Raw genomic sequence first — 17,107 nt, forward strand, 5'->3', positions numbered from 1 at the left:
CAGGCAGCCTGAACAAGTTATCGTTTTAACCAACGTAGTTTTTCAATAATGCTTGCCCTGAAGCACCAAAAATATATTCCGCCAAGAAATACCAGCCCACCGCGCCACCAACTGAAATACTCAAATTCACACCCATGCTAACAGAATAACGTCCCACCAATTCAATCACCGCCACCGTAAACACCCACATCACCCCCCAAGTTGCCAATTCCACAGGCGCAAAGCTTGGAACACCATTCCATTCCATAATTGCTTTTGCCACAATTGCAATAATGGTAATGCCCAAGCCTTCCATCAGCGAATTGGGGTCGCGGTTTGCCGACCAAATGCCCCAAAAGCCCACTACAAACGCCATCAACATAAACGTACCGTTCATGATTTAACTCTCTTTCATATTAAAAAATCAATTAATTAAAAAATTTCAGGCAGCCTGAAAATCAAGCACACAATTCATCTGCCAATTGTTGCGCGGCGGCAAAATCAATGCTGCCCTCGTAAATCGCGCGCCCCGTAATTGCACCCGCCACGCCTTCATGCGCCACCGCACACAAAGCGCGTACATCGTCCAAATTCGTCAGACCACCCGATGCAATCACAGGTACAAGCAAATTTTGTGCCAATTTCACCGTCGCTTCAATGTTCACGCCGCTCATCATGCCATCGCGCCCAATGTCGGTGTAAATAATGCTGTTTACGCCATCATCAGAGAATTGTTTTGCCAAATCAATCACATGATGTTCAGTAACAGTCGCCCAACCATCAATCGCCACCATGCCATCTTTCGCGTCCAAACCGACAATAATATGCCCAGCAAATTCACGACACGCTTCGCGCACAAAATCAGGATTTTTCACCGCCGCCGTGCCGATAATCACATCATTTAAACCTAAATCTAAATATTTTTCAATGGTTTGTAAATCACGAATGCCGCCACCCAATTGTACGGGAATATCCGCCGCCACCGCCGCGAGAATTTCACGAATGGCAGGAAAATTTTTGGGTTCGCCCGCAAACGCGCCGTCCAAATCCACCAAGTGCAAACGCCGTGCGCCTTGCTTTTTCCAATGCAAAGCCATATCAGCAGGTTGGTCGGAAAACACGGTGGCTTGTTCCATCAAGCCTTGTTTCAGGCGGACACATTGCCCATTTTTTAAGTCAATCGCTGGAATTAATTGCATTTTTGTTCACTATTTTGGGAAAGAATAGGGCGCAATTTTACACCAATTAACACATGTTTTGCGGATTTTTCATTTAGACAGCCTGAAAACCTGTTTTCCGTTATAATTTAGTTGACTTCAACCATTTTTAGCCCGAAAGGAAAGCATCATGAGTCAAACCCAAAGTTCTAAATATGAAATGCCCTATATTAATGGTTTTGCGATGGCGGTAACTTTAGTTGTTGTAGCGGTATTTTCTGCAGTTGCGTTTTTTTCAGGCGGTTTTTTGGCTATGTTTGTGGTTGCGCCTTTTTTGTATTGTTTGACACGTTTTCGCACCATTCAACCGAATACGGCTTTGGTTGGCACATTATTTGGTAAATATGCGGGGATTTTGCCGCATTCGGGCTTTTATTGGCTGTTTCCCTTTTACAGTACGGAAGTGGTTTCTTTAAAAACCAGCAATTATGTTACCGAAACGCTGAAAGTAAACGATTCGTCTGGTACGCCGATTGAAATTGCTGCCGCGATTGTGTACCACATTGAAAACCCTGCCGCCGCCGTATTGGATGTGGAAAATGTGTACAATTTCCTGCAAATTCAAAGCGAAAGCGCATTGCGGACACTCGCCACGCATTATCCGTACACCAATGATGGCAGCAGCGACAGTTTGTCGGGGAATTCGGAAAATATCATGGCGCGTTTTGAAGAAATGGTGCAGGAACGTGTTGAATTGGCGGGCATTATGATTGACGAAGTGCGTTTTACGCATTTGGCGTACGCGCCCGAAATCGCGCAAGCCATGTTGCGCCGCCAACAAGCCGAAGCGGTGATTTTGGCTCGGAAAACTTTGGTGCGCGGTGCGATTGAAATGGTTGGCGGCACAGTCAAAGAGCTGGAAAGACGCGGTATTGTGAACATGAGCGACAGCGAAAAAGCCAAATTGGTTACCAATATGATGACGGTGTTGTTGAGTGAAGAAAATGCTGCGCCTGTGTTGAATGTGAGTGGCGATTGAGTTTTCAGGCTGCCTTTATGACAACGACACAAATGTAGGGTGCGTACCACGCACCAAATGATTCAAATAATGTGGCATTTCGGTGCGTAATACGCACCCTACGTAAGTTTTGTTGTGAACTTTCAGGCAGCCTGAACTTTTCCCCAAAACATTTCCCATTCAAAAAAATTGCCTAACCATGATACCCCACGAATTTATAGACGACCTACTCGCCAGAACCGATATTGTTGATATTATTGACCAATATGTTCCCCTGAAAAAAGGTGGCGCGAATTATATGGCGTGTTGCCCATTTCATAAGGAAAAATCGCCCAGCTTTTCTGTGAGTCCCAGCAAGCAGTTTTACCATTGCTTTGGCTGTGGGGCGCATGGTTCGGCGATTGGTTTTATTATGCAACATCAGGGTTTGAGCTTTGTGGAAGCGGTGCAGTTTTTGGCTGACCGCGTGGGCATGGTCGTGCCGAATGTGCGCGGCGACAATCCAGAACACGCCACCCAACGCGTTGCCAAAAAACAACAACAGCAAACGCTACAATCCACCGTTCAGGCTGCCTGCGATTTTTATCGCCAACAATTGCCTTTGCATAAACACGCGATGGCTTATTTGCAACAACGCGGTTTGTCGCCCGAAATCATCGCGCATTATGGTATTGGTTACGCGCCCGATGGTTGGCAGCCTTTGGCGCAAGTGTTTCAGCCTTATCCGTCCATGCCTTTGATGGAAAGCGGCATGGTGCTGGAAAATGAAAACGGCAGGCAATACGACCGTTTTCGCCACCGCATTATGTTTCCCATTCGTGGTGTGGGGGGCGAAGTGATTGGTTTTGGTGGGCGCGTGTTGGACGACAGTAAACCGAAATATTTAAACTCGCCTGATACGCCCTTGTTTGACAAAGGGAAAAATTTATACGGTTTACACGAAGCGCGGCAGACAATTAAAGACGTGGGGCGCATTGTGGTGGTGGAAGGCTATATGGACGTGGTGGCATTGGCGCAATTTGGCGTGGGCTACGCGGTGGCGGCTTTGGGTACGGCAACCACCGCCGAGCATATTAAATTGCTGTTTCGTCAAACCGATAGCGTGTATTTTTGTTTTGATGGCGATGAGGCTGGGCGCAAAGCGGCATGGCGGGCTTTGGAAAACGCATTGCCGCAATTAAAAGACGATAAATCTTTGTATTTTCTATTTTTACCCGAGCAACACGACCCAGACAGTTTTGTTCGCCAATTTGGTAAAATGCGTTTTGAAGAAGCCTTATTGTACGAAAGCAAGCCACTTTCCGTGTATTTTTGGGACGCGCTGACCGCAAATTTGGATTTGAATTGGCAAGAAGGCAAAGCCGAATTGGTGAAATCCGCCACGCCGTTTTTGAATCAAATTAGCCAAGCCCCCGCGTTGGCGTATTTGCTGAAACAAGAATTGAGTCATAAAACGGGCATAGACCCGAGCAATTTGGCGCACTTGATGGGACAAGCCGCGCCGCGCCGTCATGTGCAAGCCAAGTCTTATCATTTGCCGCGCGAATCGTTCAGGCAGCCTGAAACGCCGACTTTGGTGCAAAAACAAATTCGGGCATTATTATTCAATCCTGATTGGGCGGAACAGGTTGTTTTTCCAGATTATTTGCCTATGGGCGAAGACATGGCGTGTTTGTGGGCATTGGCGAATTTTTACCGTGAACACGCGGGCAATGTGCGTGTGGGCATGGCGCAGGCATTGGAATTTTTCCGCGAAACGCGTTTTGCTGAAACTTTGGCGTATGTCTGTCGCCAAATGGAAGCGTGGGGCGATGATGACAGCGAAGCGGCACAACAGGATTTTGCCGATGGCATGACCCGTTTGGTGCGGCAAGCGGTGGGCGAGCAAATTGAATTATTGAAAAATAAGGGCAATTTGAATGCACAAGAAATGAATTTATTGATGAATTTATTGAAAATGAAATAAAAACCTGTATTCAGGCAGCCTGAAAGGAACGAAATATGAAGATGAAATTATGTGCGCTGATGGTGTTTGCCATGCCGTGTGCGTTTGCGCAACAAAACGATACTTGGGTGGACGTGCAACACCAAAATACGCACAACACTTTGAAATCATGGGCGAATCGTATGGACGATTGGTTTGGTGAACCCGACCCGAATCACCCTGCTTCGGCGAATTTGCGTGTGATGTTGGACACGAATTGGGACAAATATGATGGTGTGCGCGTGAAACCGCGTGTGCGTGGGCGCGTAAAATTGCCCGTGTTGGAGCGCAAAGTGAGTGTAGTGTTTGGCGATGACGATTTGGATCACGAAATTGTGAACAGTAGCCGCGATGAATTGAATCGCCCAATGGTGTACAACAATGATAAATGGTTGAATGCGCGTAGCAGCCGTAATGAAAATTCATCTTTGGCGTTGCGCTGGTCCAATATTTCCAAAAAACAAGGTATTGATACCGATGCGGATATTGGTGTGCGTTCAGGCGATGATGTTTATTTGCGCCTGAAAGCCAGCAAAACTTGGAAACATGGGCAGCATTACACCACGAAATTGGAGCAAATGTATCGTTACGGTTTGGACAGCAAACATTTTGCGCGTAGCAGCATGGAAGTGAAGCGGGCGCAAGCGGACGATGTGTTTGTGGCGAATTATGTACACGCGGATTATGTGGACAATGACGATGAGAAAGGCTGGTCGTGGGGCAATAGTTTGTATCGCCAACACAATTTGTCGGGGAATCGGCGGCTGAATTATGGCGTGCAAGTGGGGGGGGCATTAAGTGGCGATGGTCATCGTTTGAACAGTTATGGTTTATTTGCCAGTTGGCGGCAACCTGTGTGGCGTGATTGGCTGTTTGTGCAGCCTGAAGTGCGTTATGCGAATAATCGTGATGAAGATAGGAAACATTATCCAAGTGTTTTATTTCGGGTAGAAGCGATTTTTTAATGTTCAGGCAGCCTGAAAATAGAAAAAGCTGAATATTCAATCATTAGAATATTCAGCTTTGATTTTTAGCTAACTGGATTATTGTTGTACAGGTACAGTTACAGGTACTTTGATTTCAGTTACCACGTTAGATACCACGCGGATATCTACTTTGCGGTCTGGCTCAATACAAGCAATCAGAGCAGCGCGTTTTTTCGCTTTAGACACTTTTTTGCCCATTTGCGCTACTTGTGCTTGGCAAGAAGCAGTCATGCGTGCTTGAGATTCGCCATAGCCCACAGCAGAGATTTTAGAAGCTGGAACGCCTTGATTTGCCAAGTAGTTTGCCACTACGTTTGCACGGCGTTCAGACAATGCTTGGTTGTAAGAATCTTTGCCCATAAAGTCGGTATGACCTTCTACGCGTACAGATTCCACTTCAGTGCCTTGCAATTGGCGAGCCACATTGTTCAACTCAGTGATGGCTTCAGGACGCAAGGTTTCTTTGTCAAAGCCGAACAAGAAATTAGATTGTAAGGTTTTTACGCTTTCTTGGCGTTCAGTTTTGTATTCGGTGCGGTATTGTTGTTCAGGTGCTTTGTCGCCACACTCTACCAAGCCGTTGGTTTCTTTGTTCAGGTGGGTGTTTTGCCAGCATTCGCCGTAGCTGTTGCGTACCACAGAGCCAGATTGACCACTGGTTGTGTAACCGTGTACGCCTTCTGCCATCGCGCCAGTAGATGCCAACAGGGCAACCATCATTGCGCTGAATTTAATCTGTTTAGTCATTTGTTATTCCCTCATTAAAAAAATGATTGGCAGCCTGAAAAGTGTCTGCCACGTTACGAGATATTTAGGATTAAACCTAACTTTTCAGCGTTCACTATAAAAAGTTAAGCTGTTTCTGTCAATAGATAAGCGGTTTTTTTCTGCGGGGGTGGGAGTGGGGGTGTTTGGGGGTAACTGTTTGTTATTGAGTGGCTATTTTGTGGATTTATTGGAGTGGTCTGGGTTTGTGTTGTGGTAAAAATGTTACAAGTTTTTCAGGCTGCCTTGTGTTAGGCAGCAAATAGAGATGAAATATGCTAGGCAATCCATGATTTGACTGTAATAGTCGCAGAACTGAAAAGCAGTACGGCGTTGCCAACGCCCTTATGTACTATTCGTACACGGCGGGCGTTGTCGCCTTGTACTGCATTTTCATTTCTACGACTATATTTTCAGGCTGCCTGAAATTATGGTACATTCACTTGTTTACCATCAAAAATGCGGTATTTAGCCATGAAGTTGCAACAATTACGCTATGCAGTGGAAACTTTTCGCTGCAATCTCAATGTTTCGGAAGCGGCAGAACGTTTGTTTACCTCGCAACCTGGCGTGTCCAAACAAATTCGTTTGCTGGAAGAAGAATTGGGTGTACAAATTTTTATTCGGAGCGGAAAACGCATAGTGGCGGTTACGCCTGCGGGCGTACAAGTTTTGGAAATCGCTGAACAAATTTTGCGTAATGTCCAGCAAATCAAGCACATTGGCAATCAATTCGCGCAAGACGATGGCGGCAATTTAACCATAGCCACCACGCCCACATTGGCGCGTTTCAGGCTGCCTGCAACGGTGGCGGCGTTTCGGGCGAAACACAATGATGTGCAATTGAGCATTAAACAAGCCGCCCCCGATGAATTAGCCGCGCTCGTGTTGCACGGCGAAGCAGATTTCGCCATCAGCAATCAAGTACCCCAATCGGGCGATTTGCGCCGTTTACTGTGTGAGCGTTGGGCATACAGTTTGCTTGTGCCTGAAGAACATCTTTTGGCACGGCAGCCTGAAATTGCTTTAACCGACATCATTGCCCACCCCTTGCTGACTTACGATTATATGCTAAACCCCACCGCGCCACTCGGACGCGCTTTGCTACGCGCCAATATGAAAGACTGCAAAATTGTCTTGATAAGCCACGATGTAGATGTTTTGCAAACTTATGTGCGTTTGGGTTTGGGTGTGGGTTTGGTGGACACGATGGCGGTGGCGCAAACGGATTTGGTGCAACGCGATGTGTCTGCCCTATTTGCGCCCGATGATGTGCAAATTTTGTTGCGCCCCGATGTCTTATTAAGAAATTATACTTATGATTTTTTTGAATATTTTGACGTGAATTTAACACGAGAACGTGTGGATAAATTACTGTATGCGCCGCCTATTGATGATTTTTCAATTTGATGAACTGAAACTGCTGGGATTAAAGCCGTATTGGGGATTTTTGCGCTTTTTTTGGCGGCGGTGCAATGAAATTCGCGTGTGGCAAGTGGCAGGCAGCCTGACCTTTACCACTTTGCTCGCGCTGGTACCTGTTTTGACGATTGTGTTGGTGCTGGTGTCGGCGTTTCCCATTTTTGGCGATGTAACGCTGGAATTTATGCAGTTTGTGAACACGATTATTGTGCCAAGCGGTGCGGTTGCTGTGTGGGATTATCTCAATGAATTCAATAAACAAGCCAGTAAATTAACCACCGTTGGTGTGGTGATGATGTTGCTGACTTCGCTTTTGTTGATTAAAACCATAGACCAAACGTTTAACCGCATTTGGCGCGTGCGCCGACCGCGTTCCCCATGGCTACAATTTCCCGTGTATTGGGCATTGCTGACGTTTATGCCTGTATTATTGGCTTTGGGCGTGTCTTTGATTAGCCAAACGGCGGAATTTTCAGGCAGCCTGAAAATGATGGCGTGGTTTATTTTTGATGTGCTGGTGTTGTACATCTTGTATCGTGTTGTTCCTAACCGATTTGTCCCCGCCAAACACGCTTTGTGTGGCGCATTATTGACGACTGTATTACTCAAATTCGCCAAATTGGGTTTTGATGGCTATATTCAAAATTTCAATAGTTATCAAATAATTTACGGTGCGTTTTCTGCGATTCCTGTGTTTTTGGTGTGGCTGCATTTATTGTGGGCGATTATTTTGCTGGGGGCGGTGCTGACGGCGAGTTTGTCGTATTGGCAAGGCGCGGTGTATTTACGTCCACGCGGCAAACACGCTTTGTTTAACGATATTGTCCAAATTTTGCTGATGTTGAGTCGCGCTCAAGCCGATGGGCGTTCCCTGCGTGTCCAGCATTTCAGGCAGCATGTGAATATGGGCTACGATGAATTGGGCGATTTGCTGGAGCAATTGGAAGATATGGGCTATGTTGGTTCACACAAAAATGGTTGGCTGCTGAAAAAATCTTTGGAACACATTACCTTACGCGAATTGGTGGGGCATTTTGTTTACATGCCGTCCACGATAGACAGTCCGATTAAATTTGCTTTGGCGGCACTTATGCAATCGGGTTTTGAAATGTTGGACATTACATTGGCGGAATTTGAACGGCGGTTTTTGTCGGAGCAAATAGTGGACAAAAAAAGTGGTGCGTGAATGGTTTTCAGGCTGCCTTTCAAGTACAGGCAACAAAATGTAGGGTGCGTACCACGCACCAAAATTTCAATTATTTGAACGATTTGGTGCGTGGTAGGCACCCTACATCAATTTTGTGGGCAGTACGCCTAACAATCTTCAGGCAGCCTGAAAATTTTCTTCATTTAATTTTTTCAACAAACTGTCCACTTTATCCGTGTCTTCATTACGCAATAAACGCACAATTTCATTTTCTAATTTACCTGTGTCGCTGCGTAAAACAATATCTTTCACGTCTAACAAATTATTAATATTCATGGAAAAATGCCGCAAACCCAAACCAAGTAATAGTCGTGTATAAACCGTATCGCCAGCCATTTCGCCGCACACCGACACCGCTTTACCCGCCCGATTTGCCGTGCGAATCACATGCGCCAATAATTTCACCAAAGCAGGGTGGGCGGGTTGATACAAATGTGCCACCGCGTCATCGTTTCTGTCCACCGCCAAAGTGTATTGAATCAAATCGTTGGTGCCGATGGAAATAAAGTCCACCCATTTCAACAAACTCGCCACCGTCATCGCCGCAGACGGAATTTCAATCATGCAACCCACTTCCACATCGCCAAATTCATCGCCGCGCTCGCTCAATTGTCGGCGGGCTGTGTCTAGGTGCGAAAGGCTTTGTTTTAATTCATCTAATCCAGAAATCATCGGGAACATTAATTTCACACGCCCCAAATGCGCCGCGCGTAAAATCGCCCGCAATTGTGTGCGAAACATCACAGGCTCGGCATGACACAGCCGAATGCCCGTCAAACCCAAAGCAGGATTCAACGCCGCATTGGGCGTGCCATTGTTGCCAAACCAACGCGGATTTTTGTCCACACCCAAATCCACCGTGCGTATGGTTAAAACCTTGCCTTTCATTTTTTTAACAATTTCGGCGTAGATTTCAAATTGTTCATCTTCTTCAGGCAGCGTGTCGCGGTTTAAATACAAAAATTCGCTGCGCATTAAACCCACGCCATCTGCGCCAAATTTGTGTATCGCTTTCACATCGTCCACCGTTTCAATATTGGCGGACAATTCAATTTCTTCGCCATCGGCGGTGGTGGTGGCGGTGTGTTTTAATTTGTTTAACTGGCGTTGGCGGCTGCGGTATTCGCGTTGGCGTTGGCGGTATTCGGTGAGTACCAATTCATCGGGCGCGATAATCAACACGCCCGCCATGCCGTCCACGATGACCCATTCGTGTTCCGAAATCAATTGCCGCGCATTGCCCAAACCAATCACCGATGGAATATTCAGGCTGCGTCCCAAAATGGCGGTGTGGCTGGTTTGCCCGCCCATATCGGTAACAAAGCCTTCTACGCGTTGGTCTTTGAAAAATACCGTGTCGGCGGGGGATAAATCGTGGGCGATTAAAATCGTGTCTTCCAATAATTCCGTGTCCACCAACAATTCAGTATTCAAACCAATTAAATTTTTTTGAATACGCTCAACCACTTGCAACATATCTTGTTTGCGTTGGCGCAAATATTCATCGTCAATTTCATCAAATTGCTGGCTTAATCTATCGGTTTGGATTTTCAATGCCCATTCCGCGTTAATCAATTGTTCTTCAATAATATCAATGGGTTCACGCGACAAAGTAACATCGCTCAACAACATCAAATGCAGCGAAATAAACGCGCCCAATTCGGTGGGGGCATTTTCGGGAATGGCGTTGCGTAGCTGTTCCAATTGCTTGCGTGTGGCTTTGATGGCGGCTTCAAAGCGGTTGATTTCACTGTTTAATTCATTTTCTGCCAAATCAAATTGTGGCACTTCCGACACGCCGCGCACCACCAAATGCGCGCGTCCAATCGCAATGCCTTTGCCCGCCGCGTAACCATGTAACACCAGCATGATTATTCCCCTTCGCCAAAATAATCGTTAATTAAATCAAGGAGTGCGTTCATGGCGGCGATTTCGTCTGCGCCTTGCGTTTCTAGTTCAATTTGCATGCCTTGCGCGGCGGCGAGCATCATCAAACCCATAATGCTTTTGCCGTTAATCCGTTTGCCATTGCGCGACACCCACACTTCGCTTTGAAATTGCGCGGCGGTTTGGGTGAATTTGCTGGACGCACGCGCGTGTAAACCCAATTTATTGATGATTTTAACGGTTTGTTTTTGCATGATTTTTCCTAATGGTTTAAATGTGGGGTGGGGTTTCAGGCTGCCTTAAGACATGAGCAAATCTGTTGTAGTCGTAGGGTGCGCTGTGCGCACCTACTTTTCCATAAAATTTAATTATTTCATGGATTTGGTGCGCACGGCGCACCCTACATATTGTTTGGTCATGCTTTTTCAGGCTGCCTGAAAATAGGCGCGATACAATTCACGCCGCATATCAATCAAAGCACATTCTGCCGCTTCATAATTGACCTGTTCAGGCAGCCTGCAAGGATTTTCATTAAATAAATCTTGCACTTCTTGGTTCAATTGTTCTGCTTGCGACAATAAAGTTTCATAATCCAAACTCCCCTGTTTAATCGCCAACAATTCATCACGATTATCACGGCGCACCCGAATTTCTCCGTGAACCGCAATGTCTCGCGCCATTTGTAACAAGCGGAATGTGTGCATCATATTTTTGCTGTCGTAGCCGCCTTGATGGGCTTGATTATTTTGGTAACGCGTTTCGTTGCGCTCGCGTACCCATTGCCAATAGGAAGCGTATTCGCGGTAATAGCTGCTGTAACCGTCCTGATTAAACGACAAATACGCCACGCGTTTGGCGTGGGGTGGAATGCTGCTCACGGTCAAACTGTTTGCCATATTTTTCGGCGCAACGCCGCGATAGCCAAGCGAACCGTCTTCATCATAAAACACGGCGAATAAATTACGCGCGTGTGGCACGGCAGCCAAGCCGATTTTTTCAGGCTGCCTATTTGTTTCTGCCAACCATATTGGCAAATCAATTGTGTCATTTTCTTGAATAATATAACAAAAATCCAATAACGATTTTTTCTCGGGCGACATTGGATTATTGATTTTCTTGTTTAAACCACGCGCTTTTTTAATTTGCCCCAAAGCGTAACCTGCAAAACTGTGCTGACATGCTTGTGAAACAAACCAATCCAGCCGCAAATTGTCCATAATCGGCGCACGTTGGCGTATGCAATCTGTGGGCGCGGCGAGCAGTTCCAGCGCGTGTGGATTGCTCGCCAACAGTAATTCCACAAATCGCCCCAGTTCATAATACACAATGTCATTGCTTTCATTGGCAATTTGCGGTGTGTAGTGCAAACTAAAATACTGTTTTGGTGGCAAATAAAACACGCCTTTGATGTCCCAATCGGATTCTGGGGTTGCCAAACCGTAGGCGCGGCTGCCTGAAACGGTTTCCAGTAAAATCAGATTTTGTGAATGCAAATCGGCAAGGGTAAGTGTGTGCATATCAGGCAGCCTGAACAATATTTTTATCACAACGATTTAAGGTGGAGCGGAACAATTCATTCAAAGGTTCAATATCCCTGATTTGGCTGTCTGGCGGTGTCAGTTGCGCCACTTCATTTGCCAAATTGAGCGTTACATGGCGCAAATTGGCACTTAAAATATGGCGATATTGTTCGTCTTTTTCTGATTTTAATTCAATTAAATCAAAAATTTCTTGATGATGTTCAGGCTGCCAGTCTTGCATTAAATCGCGCAACACCATAGGCGGCACACCACCGTGCAACACCGCTCAACGCGCCGCCAACAAAGGGCGCAACACATAAAACCATTTTTTCAAACGAATTTCGCCATCTAAATCCAAATCTTTCAAAGCATTATGGGCAATGCCACGATAATGATGTAATAAAGGGGCAGCCTGAACGTAGTGCGGCAAAAGTGGATTTAATTGGGCAATAAATTCCGTATCCTGTTGATAAATCGTGGGCGAATTCAGCCATTCCAGTAAAACAGCATTGCTTTTGCGTAACAAAGACAAGGTTTTGCGAATATCCCAGCCACCGACATCAAACCATTGATTTTCAATGTATTCAAATGTATCTTTGTGTTCGCCTATGCTCAAATACACATCGCTGGGCGAGATGTAAATGGCGCGAACATCGTAATCGCTGTCGGGCGATGGGAAACCCCATGCGCGGCTACCACTTTCGGCAACGTGCAAAAAATGGATGTGTTTTTGCTGACTGATTTCATGGAGTTTTTGGATAATTTGCGTCTTCATATTCATATTTGCTTTCAGGCTGCCTGAATTATTCGGTAAACGCCATAATGCCTTGTAAACCCGATTGTTTCACTTTTTCGGTAAATTCATTTAAATCATGGGCTTGAGTGGAATGGCTCACGGCTTTGATTAACATGGGCGCGTTTAAGCCGCTAATCATGGCGGATTGTTGTGGCACGATGAGTTTCATGGCGGCGTTGCAGGGGGTTGCGCCGAAAATATCGGTTAAAATCAACACACCGTTGCCGCAATTGATTTCGGGCAACAGGGTTTGGGCACGTGTAATGATGATGGCGTGGTCATCGGTGTTTTCCACATTGAGTAGGCGAATGTGGTCAAAATTAAAATTGGGGAAAAAATGGCTGGCGAGTTGTGTGTATGCCGCACCCAATGATTCGTGGGTAATGATTAATAAACCTATCATAATCTTCTCAAAATAAAATAATAGGTGAAGTGTAATAGATTTTTAGGCAGCCTGAAAGTCTAAAATCTGTTATATTCACGCCTTTTTTATTTGAGATAAATACATGGATTTACGACACAAAATCGCCACCAGCCCCATGAGTGTACAACAATGGTTGGTGGTTGTATTAGCGGTATTACTGAATATGTTAGATGGTTTTGATGTATTGGCGGTTGCGTTTACCGCGAAAAGCATTAAAGCGGAGTTGGGTTTGAGTGGCGCACAAATTGGCACGCTGATGAGTGCGGGTTTATTGGGTATGGCGGCAGGTTCGCTGTTGCTGGGGCCTTTGGCGGATAAATTTGGTCGCCGCCCTTTGGTGCTGCTTTCTACGGCTTTGTCGGCGGTGGGCATGTTGCTGACTTATTTTGCCCATTCTTTTGAAATAATTACCTTTTCTCGTGTGATTACAGGTTTAGGTGTGGGTGGGATTTTGCCGTGTACCAATGTGCTTGTGAGTGAATATGCCAATAAAAAATGGCGCGGTTTGGCGATTGCGATTTACGCGGCGGGTTTTGGCGTGGGGGCGATGTTGGGCGGCATGTCGGCGGTGATGTTGCAGGCAGAATATGGTTGGCGCGCAGTGTTTTTGACGGGCGCATTGGCGACTGGGGCGACATGGGTGATTATTTTTGTCTTGCTGCCTGAAAGTGTGGACTTTTTAATGAGCAAACGCCCAGTCAATGCCAAAGCACGTTTGAATGCGATTGCGGCGAAAATTGGTTTGGCGGGCGATTGGGACGTGTTGGCAGAAAACCAGTCTGCTCAACAAAAAGTGTCCTTTTTACGATTATTTGAAGCCGAGCAAATTCGGACGACTTTGTTGATTTGGTTGGCATTTATTGGCGTGATGGCATCATTTTATTTCATCAGCTCATGGACACCCGCTTTGCTGGAAGAAGCAGGCATGGCAAAAGAAAAAAGCCAAACCGTAGGCATGGGCATTTCCATTGGCGGTACGATAGGTTCGCTGGTGTTTGGTTTTTTGGTGAGCCGTTGGGATTCGCGTAAAGTATTGTTATGGTTTACGATTTTATCGGCTTTGGCGGTGTGTGTGTTTGTGCCAGCGACTTCGGCTTTGTCTTTGGCGTTGGGTTTGGCGGTGTTATTGGGGGCGTTGATTAATGCGTGTATTGCGGGTTTGTACACGATTAACCCCACTTTGTACGCCACAGATTTTCGCAGCACAGGCGTGAGCATGGCGATTGGCGTGGGGCGATTGGGTTCCATTGTTTCGCCTTTGGCGGTGGGCGTGTTGTTGGACGCGGGTTGGCAGAAAAATCAGTTGTATTTTGGTGCGGCGATTATTTTATTATTGACGGCTGTGGCAGTCGCATTGTTAAAACCGAAAAATAATGCTTAATCCAGATTGCTCAACGGCGTTTATTTTGCCTTGTTGAGAGCCTTGCGGTAAACTTTCAGGCTGCCTTTCAGTACGCACCATTTTGACTAACACCAAAAATGTAGGGTGCGTATCACGTACCAAATGATTCAAATAACGTGGCATTTCGGTGCGTCATAAGCACCCTACATGGGTTTTGTTGTGTACTTTCAGGCAGCCTGCAATTATCTCATTATCATGAATCAACAAAGGAAAAATCATGAAAACCAAACTCTGTGTTCTCGCCGCCGCTTTTTTATTGGCAGCCTGTGGCGAAAAAACCGATAAAATCGGCGAAGCATCCACCGTATTCAATATGCTGGGCAAAAACGACCGCATTGAGGTGGAAGCATTTGACGACCCCGATGTGAAAGGCTTGTCTTGCTTTTTGTCTTACGCGAAAAAAGGCGGCTTGAAAGAAACCGTGAATTTGGAAGAAGACGCGTCTGACGCTTCCGTGTCCTGCGTCCAAACCGCACCTGTGGTGGAATATTACGAAAGCGTGGTCGCCAAACCACGCAAAGTATTCAAACGCGATGCCAGTTTCGCCTTCAAAAGCCTGCAAATCATGCGCTATTACGACAGCAAACGCAAAGCCTTTGCCTACATGGTTTACAGCGATAAAATCATTCAAGGTTCGCCGAAAAACTCATTGAGCGCGTGGTCGTGCTATGGCGGCACCCCCAGCAGCGCGGCAAACACGGCAACCGCCACCGCTTCCGCCAGCACACCCAACACGCCCGTTGTGCCAACGCAAAAACACGGTGCGTGCGTGATTAGCATGAAATAATTTTTTCTATTTTCAATAATCTGTCCCCTCCCCCGCCAGACGGGAGGGGACAGTTTTCAGGCAGCCTGAATATTTTAAAAAGGCAGCCTGAAAACCTATTTCTCTAAATAAAAACAAAATGTTCACACTTATATTCCCCCATTTATTGCGCTCTGAACACGAGCAGCTTCCCGAATTAAATATCCCCACATTTAACCATTTACTGCGCCACGCCCAATTTCAGGCTGCCCCCAAATCCACCGCCGAACTCTACCAAATCCACCTGTGCGACCAACTCGCCCAGCCACAAAATTGCGCCTACGCCAGCCCCATCAATCAACAAATGGGCATGAACAGCGTAACCATTCAACACGGTGCGGCACTCGCCATCACCGCCGCCGAAGCGCAAACCCTGTGCGATGGGCTAAACCAACTTTACGGCGCAGACGCGCATTTCCACCCCATTCGCCCCGATTTATGGCAAATTCAATTTCCCCAAAATATTGATTGGCAAGTAGAAAATATATTTAATTTAAATCAACTACTTGACCCAAACGAAGCCGCCGCCGATTGGCTACAACTCGCCACCGAAACGCAAATGTATTTACACGCCCACCCAATGAATCAAGACAGAAAATCTTGTCCAATTAATGGCTTATGGATTTGGAACGCGCCCAGCCACGCGCCAGCGTTTCAGCCAGCCGCCAAAATCGCCAGCGACAGCGCATGGATAAGCCACAGCAGCCAAGATTGCGCCGCCATACCAACAGATTTTCAAACTTGGCAACGCGATTGTGCCGAACAAAATATTGATTTATCAGCAACAAAAATCTTCAGCGAAACTTTTGTTCACGCCGCAGACACGTATTCATACGCCGAACAATGGGCAAATTGGGAACGCAATTTTTTCGCCCCCATTGCTGCTGCGTTGCAATCGGGCAGCCTGAAACAGATGAAAATCGTCTGCGAACAAGGCGAATTGTGTTTCCAAAAACCCAAAGCATGGGCATTTTGGAAACCCGAAAAAGTGTTTGATGGGAAAAAGTTTTAATAGTAAACCCACCCTTTTCGTATCATAAATAAGGGTGGGTTTATTGGACGTTCAGACAGCCTGAAACCTTTGCAAAACCCTATTTTTTGAACTTTTTTGAAAAATAAATTTATTAAAATTCAAAATATTAAAATTTTTAAAAATCAAATTTTAGGTGTTTTGCAAGGGTTTTTGCCTGAAAAAAATTTAGCGGCGTTGGCAAGTTCTCATGACTTTCATGTCATCAATTTCTACTTCTACTTGAAATAGCTTATCATTTAAGGTCATGATTTTGCCACGAAATGCCTCATCATCAAATTTACTCAAACTGTCTAGCAGTTCTTTTTTCATTTCAAGCACTTCGGGATTGCTTTTTTCAAACGCTTTTAACAATCTGCGCGTGTTTTTGTTTTCAATGGGCAAGAGTTTGACAATCGGTTTGGCGGCTTGTTGTTCAAAGAAATATGCACCGTCAATGCGCCATTTGCTTTGCGTTTGTGCTTCAAATTGCCATACCAAATCTTTTTCACTCAATCGCACGGTTAAAATGCCTTTGTCGCGGCTGGTGCCATCAGCGTGATAATCTATGTCAAAAGCATAATCCATATTTTCTTCAAATTGCGCGTGACAATGCCATTTGCCCACCAACGCAGCCGCATTGTATTGGGGTGCGGTTGCGGTTTGTGGCGCGGATTGGGTCGCACAAGCTGCCAAACCCAATGATAAAATCATTGAATAAACAATCTTATTTAACATCATTTTGC

20 protein-coding genes are annotated in these 17,107 nt (G+C 46.0%); 8 read left to right on the top strand and 12 right to left on the bottom strand.

Annotated features, from left to right (window positions below; translation table 11 throughout):
* Window positions 1–25: 25 nt before the first annotated feature.
* Both Q338_RS01405 and hisA read right to left on the bottom strand, forming a co-directional pair.
* Window positions 26–376 carry a hypothetical protein gene (locus tag Q338_RS01405; RefSeq protein ID WP_034291282.1) on the bottom strand — a complete coding sequence of 117 codons (351 nt, stop codon included), beginning with the start codon at window positions 374–376 and terminating at the stop codon, window positions 26–28.
* 61 nt (window positions 377–437) lie between these two features.
* Window positions 438–1,178 carry a 1-(5-phosphoribosyl)-5-[(5-phosphoribosylamino)methylideneamino]imidazole-4-carboxamide isomerase gene (gene hisA, locus Q338_RS01410; protein WP_034291284.1) on the bottom strand — a complete coding sequence of 247 codons (741 nt, stop codon included), beginning with the start codon at window positions 1,176–1,178 and terminating at the stop codon, window positions 438–440.
* 148 nt (window positions 1,179–1,326) lie between these two features.
* Here hisA and Q338_RS01415 point away from each other — a divergent pair, with 148 nt between their 5' ends.
* Window positions 1,327–2,175, top strand: coding sequence for an SPFH domain-containing protein (locus tag Q338_RS01415; RefSeq protein WP_034291286.1), 849 nt, complete (start codon window positions 1,327–1,329; stop codon window positions 2,173–2,175).
* 15 nt (window positions 2,176–2,190) lie between these two features.
* Here Q338_RS01415 and Q338_RS14275 read toward each other — a convergent pair whose 3' ends face one another.
* Window positions 2,191–2,334, bottom strand: a complete 144-nt coding sequence (locus Q338_RS14275; RefSeq protein WP_156961018.1) for a hypothetical protein — start codon at window positions 2,332–2,334, stop codon at window positions 2,191–2,193.
* 19 nt (window positions 2,335–2,353) lie between these two features.
* Here Q338_RS14275 and dnaG point away from each other — a divergent pair, with 19 nt between their 5' ends.
* Both dnaG and Q338_RS01425 read left to right on the top strand, forming a co-directional pair.
* Window positions 2,354–4,120, top strand: coding sequence for a DNA primase (gene dnaG, locus Q338_RS01420; protein ID WP_034291287.1), 1,767 nt, complete (start codon window positions 2,354–2,356; stop codon window positions 4,118–4,120).
* A gap of 35 nt (window positions 4,121–4,155) precedes the next feature.
* A complete protein-coding gene (locus Q338_RS01425; protein ID WP_034291288.1) occupies window positions 4,156–5,103 on the top strand; it encodes a hypothetical protein in 948 nt (315 codons plus the stop codon).
* 78 nt (window positions 5,104–5,181) lie between these two features.
* Here Q338_RS01425 and Q338_RS01430 read toward each other — a convergent pair whose 3' ends face one another.
* Window positions 5,182–5,871 carry an OmpA family protein gene (locus Q338_RS01430; RefSeq protein ID WP_034291290.1) on the bottom strand — a complete coding sequence of 230 codons (690 nt, stop codon included), beginning with the start codon at window positions 5,869–5,871 and terminating at the stop codon, window positions 5,182–5,184.
* 492 nt (window positions 5,872–6,363) lie between these two features.
* Between Q338_RS01430 and Q338_RS01435 the strand changes: the two genes are divergently transcribed.
* Window positions 6,364–7,299, top strand: coding sequence for a LysR substrate-binding domain-containing protein (locus Q338_RS01435; protein WP_034291292.1), 936 nt, complete (start codon window positions 6,364–6,366; stop codon window positions 7,297–7,299).
* Complete coding sequence (locus Q338_RS01440) at window positions 7,268–8,497, top strand: YihY family inner membrane protein (protein ID WP_244773596.1); 1,230 nt, start codon at window positions 7,268–7,270, stop codon at window positions 8,495–8,497. Before Q338_RS01435 ends, Q338_RS01440 begins: the two co-directional genes overlap by 32 nt.
* 138 nt (window positions 8,498–8,635) lie before the next feature.
* Here Q338_RS01440 and ptsP read toward each other — a convergent pair whose 3' ends face one another.
* The 6 genes from ptsP to Q338_RS01465 form a co-directional block, all read right to left on the bottom strand.
* Window positions 8,636–10,387: a phosphoenolpyruvate--protein phosphotransferase gene (ptsP, locus tag Q338_RS01445; protein ID WP_172540022.1), complete on the bottom strand. Its 1,752-nt coding sequence runs from the start codon at window positions 10,385–10,387 to the stop codon at window positions 8,636–8,638.
* Between the two features lie 2 nt (window positions 10,388–10,389).
* Window positions 10,390–10,659 carry an HPr family phosphocarrier protein gene (locus Q338_RS01450; protein WP_034291296.1) on the bottom strand — a complete coding sequence of 90 codons (270 nt, stop codon included), beginning with the start codon at window positions 10,657–10,659 and terminating at the stop codon, window positions 10,390–10,392.
* Between the two features lie 171 nt (window positions 10,660–10,830).
* Window positions 10,831–11,922 carry a DNA polymerase beta superfamily protein gene (locus Q338_RS01455; RefSeq protein WP_034291298.1) on the bottom strand — a complete coding sequence of 364 codons (1,092 nt, stop codon included), beginning with the start codon at window positions 11,920–11,922 and terminating at the stop codon, window positions 10,831–10,833.
* A 1-nt stretch (window position 11,923) separates the two neighbouring features.
* Window positions 11,924–12,205 carry a hypothetical protein gene (locus Q338_RS15090; RefSeq protein WP_244773597.1) on the bottom strand — a complete coding sequence of 94 codons (282 nt, stop codon included), beginning with the start codon at window positions 12,203–12,205 and terminating at the stop codon, window positions 11,924–11,926.
* A gap of 6 nt (window positions 12,206–12,211) precedes the next feature.
* Window positions 12,212–12,700 carry a nucleotidyltransferase domain-containing protein gene (locus Q338_RS15095; protein ID WP_245946739.1) on the bottom strand — a complete coding sequence of 163 codons (489 nt, stop codon included), beginning with the start codon at window positions 12,698–12,700 and terminating at the stop codon, window positions 12,212–12,214.
* 28 nt (window positions 12,701–12,728) lie between these two features.
* Window positions 12,729–13,124, bottom strand: coding sequence for a PTS sugar transporter subunit IIA (locus Q338_RS01465; protein WP_034291299.1), 396 nt, complete (start codon window positions 13,122–13,124; stop codon window positions 12,729–12,731).
* A gap of 103 nt (window positions 13,125–13,227) precedes the next feature.
* Between Q338_RS01465 and Q338_RS01470 the strand changes: the two genes are divergently transcribed.
* Window positions 13,228–14,526 carry an MFS transporter gene (locus Q338_RS01470; protein ID WP_034291300.1) on the top strand — a complete coding sequence of 433 codons (1,299 nt, stop codon included), beginning with the start codon at window positions 13,228–13,230 and terminating at the stop codon, window positions 14,524–14,526.
* Here the strand turns inward: Q338_RS01470 and Q338_RS14280 are convergent.
* Complete coding sequence (locus tag Q338_RS14280; protein WP_156961019.1) at window positions 14,503–14,670, bottom strand: hypothetical protein; 168 nt, start codon at window positions 14,668–14,670, stop codon at window positions 14,503–14,505. The two genes, Q338_RS01470 and Q338_RS14280, sit on opposite strands and share 24 nt — an antisense overlap.
* A gap of 94 nt (window positions 14,671–14,764) precedes the next feature.
* On the opposite strand from Q338_RS14280, the gene Q338_RS01475 reads away from it, so the two are divergent.
* Entirely contained in the window at window positions 14,765–15,334 is a 570-nt protein-coding gene (locus Q338_RS01475; RefSeq protein WP_034291301.1) for a CreA family protein, read from the top strand.
* 118 nt (window positions 15,335–15,452) lie between these two features.
* Window positions 15,453–16,364, top strand: a complete 912-nt coding sequence (locus tag Q338_RS01480) for a hypothetical protein (RefSeq protein WP_034291303.1) — start codon at window positions 15,453–15,455, stop codon at window positions 16,362–16,364.
* A 186-nt stretch (window positions 16,365–16,550) separates the two neighbouring features.
* Here Q338_RS01480 and Q338_RS01485 read toward each other — a convergent pair whose 3' ends face one another.
* Window positions 16,551–17,075 (bottom strand): hypothetical protein, encoded by a 525-nt coding sequence (locus Q338_RS01485; RefSeq protein ID WP_147293697.1) that lies wholly within the window; start codon window positions 17,073–17,075, stop codon window positions 16,551–16,553.
* Between the last annotated feature and the right edge of the window lie 32 nt (window positions 17,076–17,107).

Origin of the sequence: Alysiella crassa DSM 2578, assembly GCF_000745955.1 — a bacterium.
GTDB classification, from domain to species: Bacteria; Pseudomonadota; Gammaproteobacteria; order Burkholderiales; family Neisseriaceae; genus Simonsiella; species Simonsiella crassa.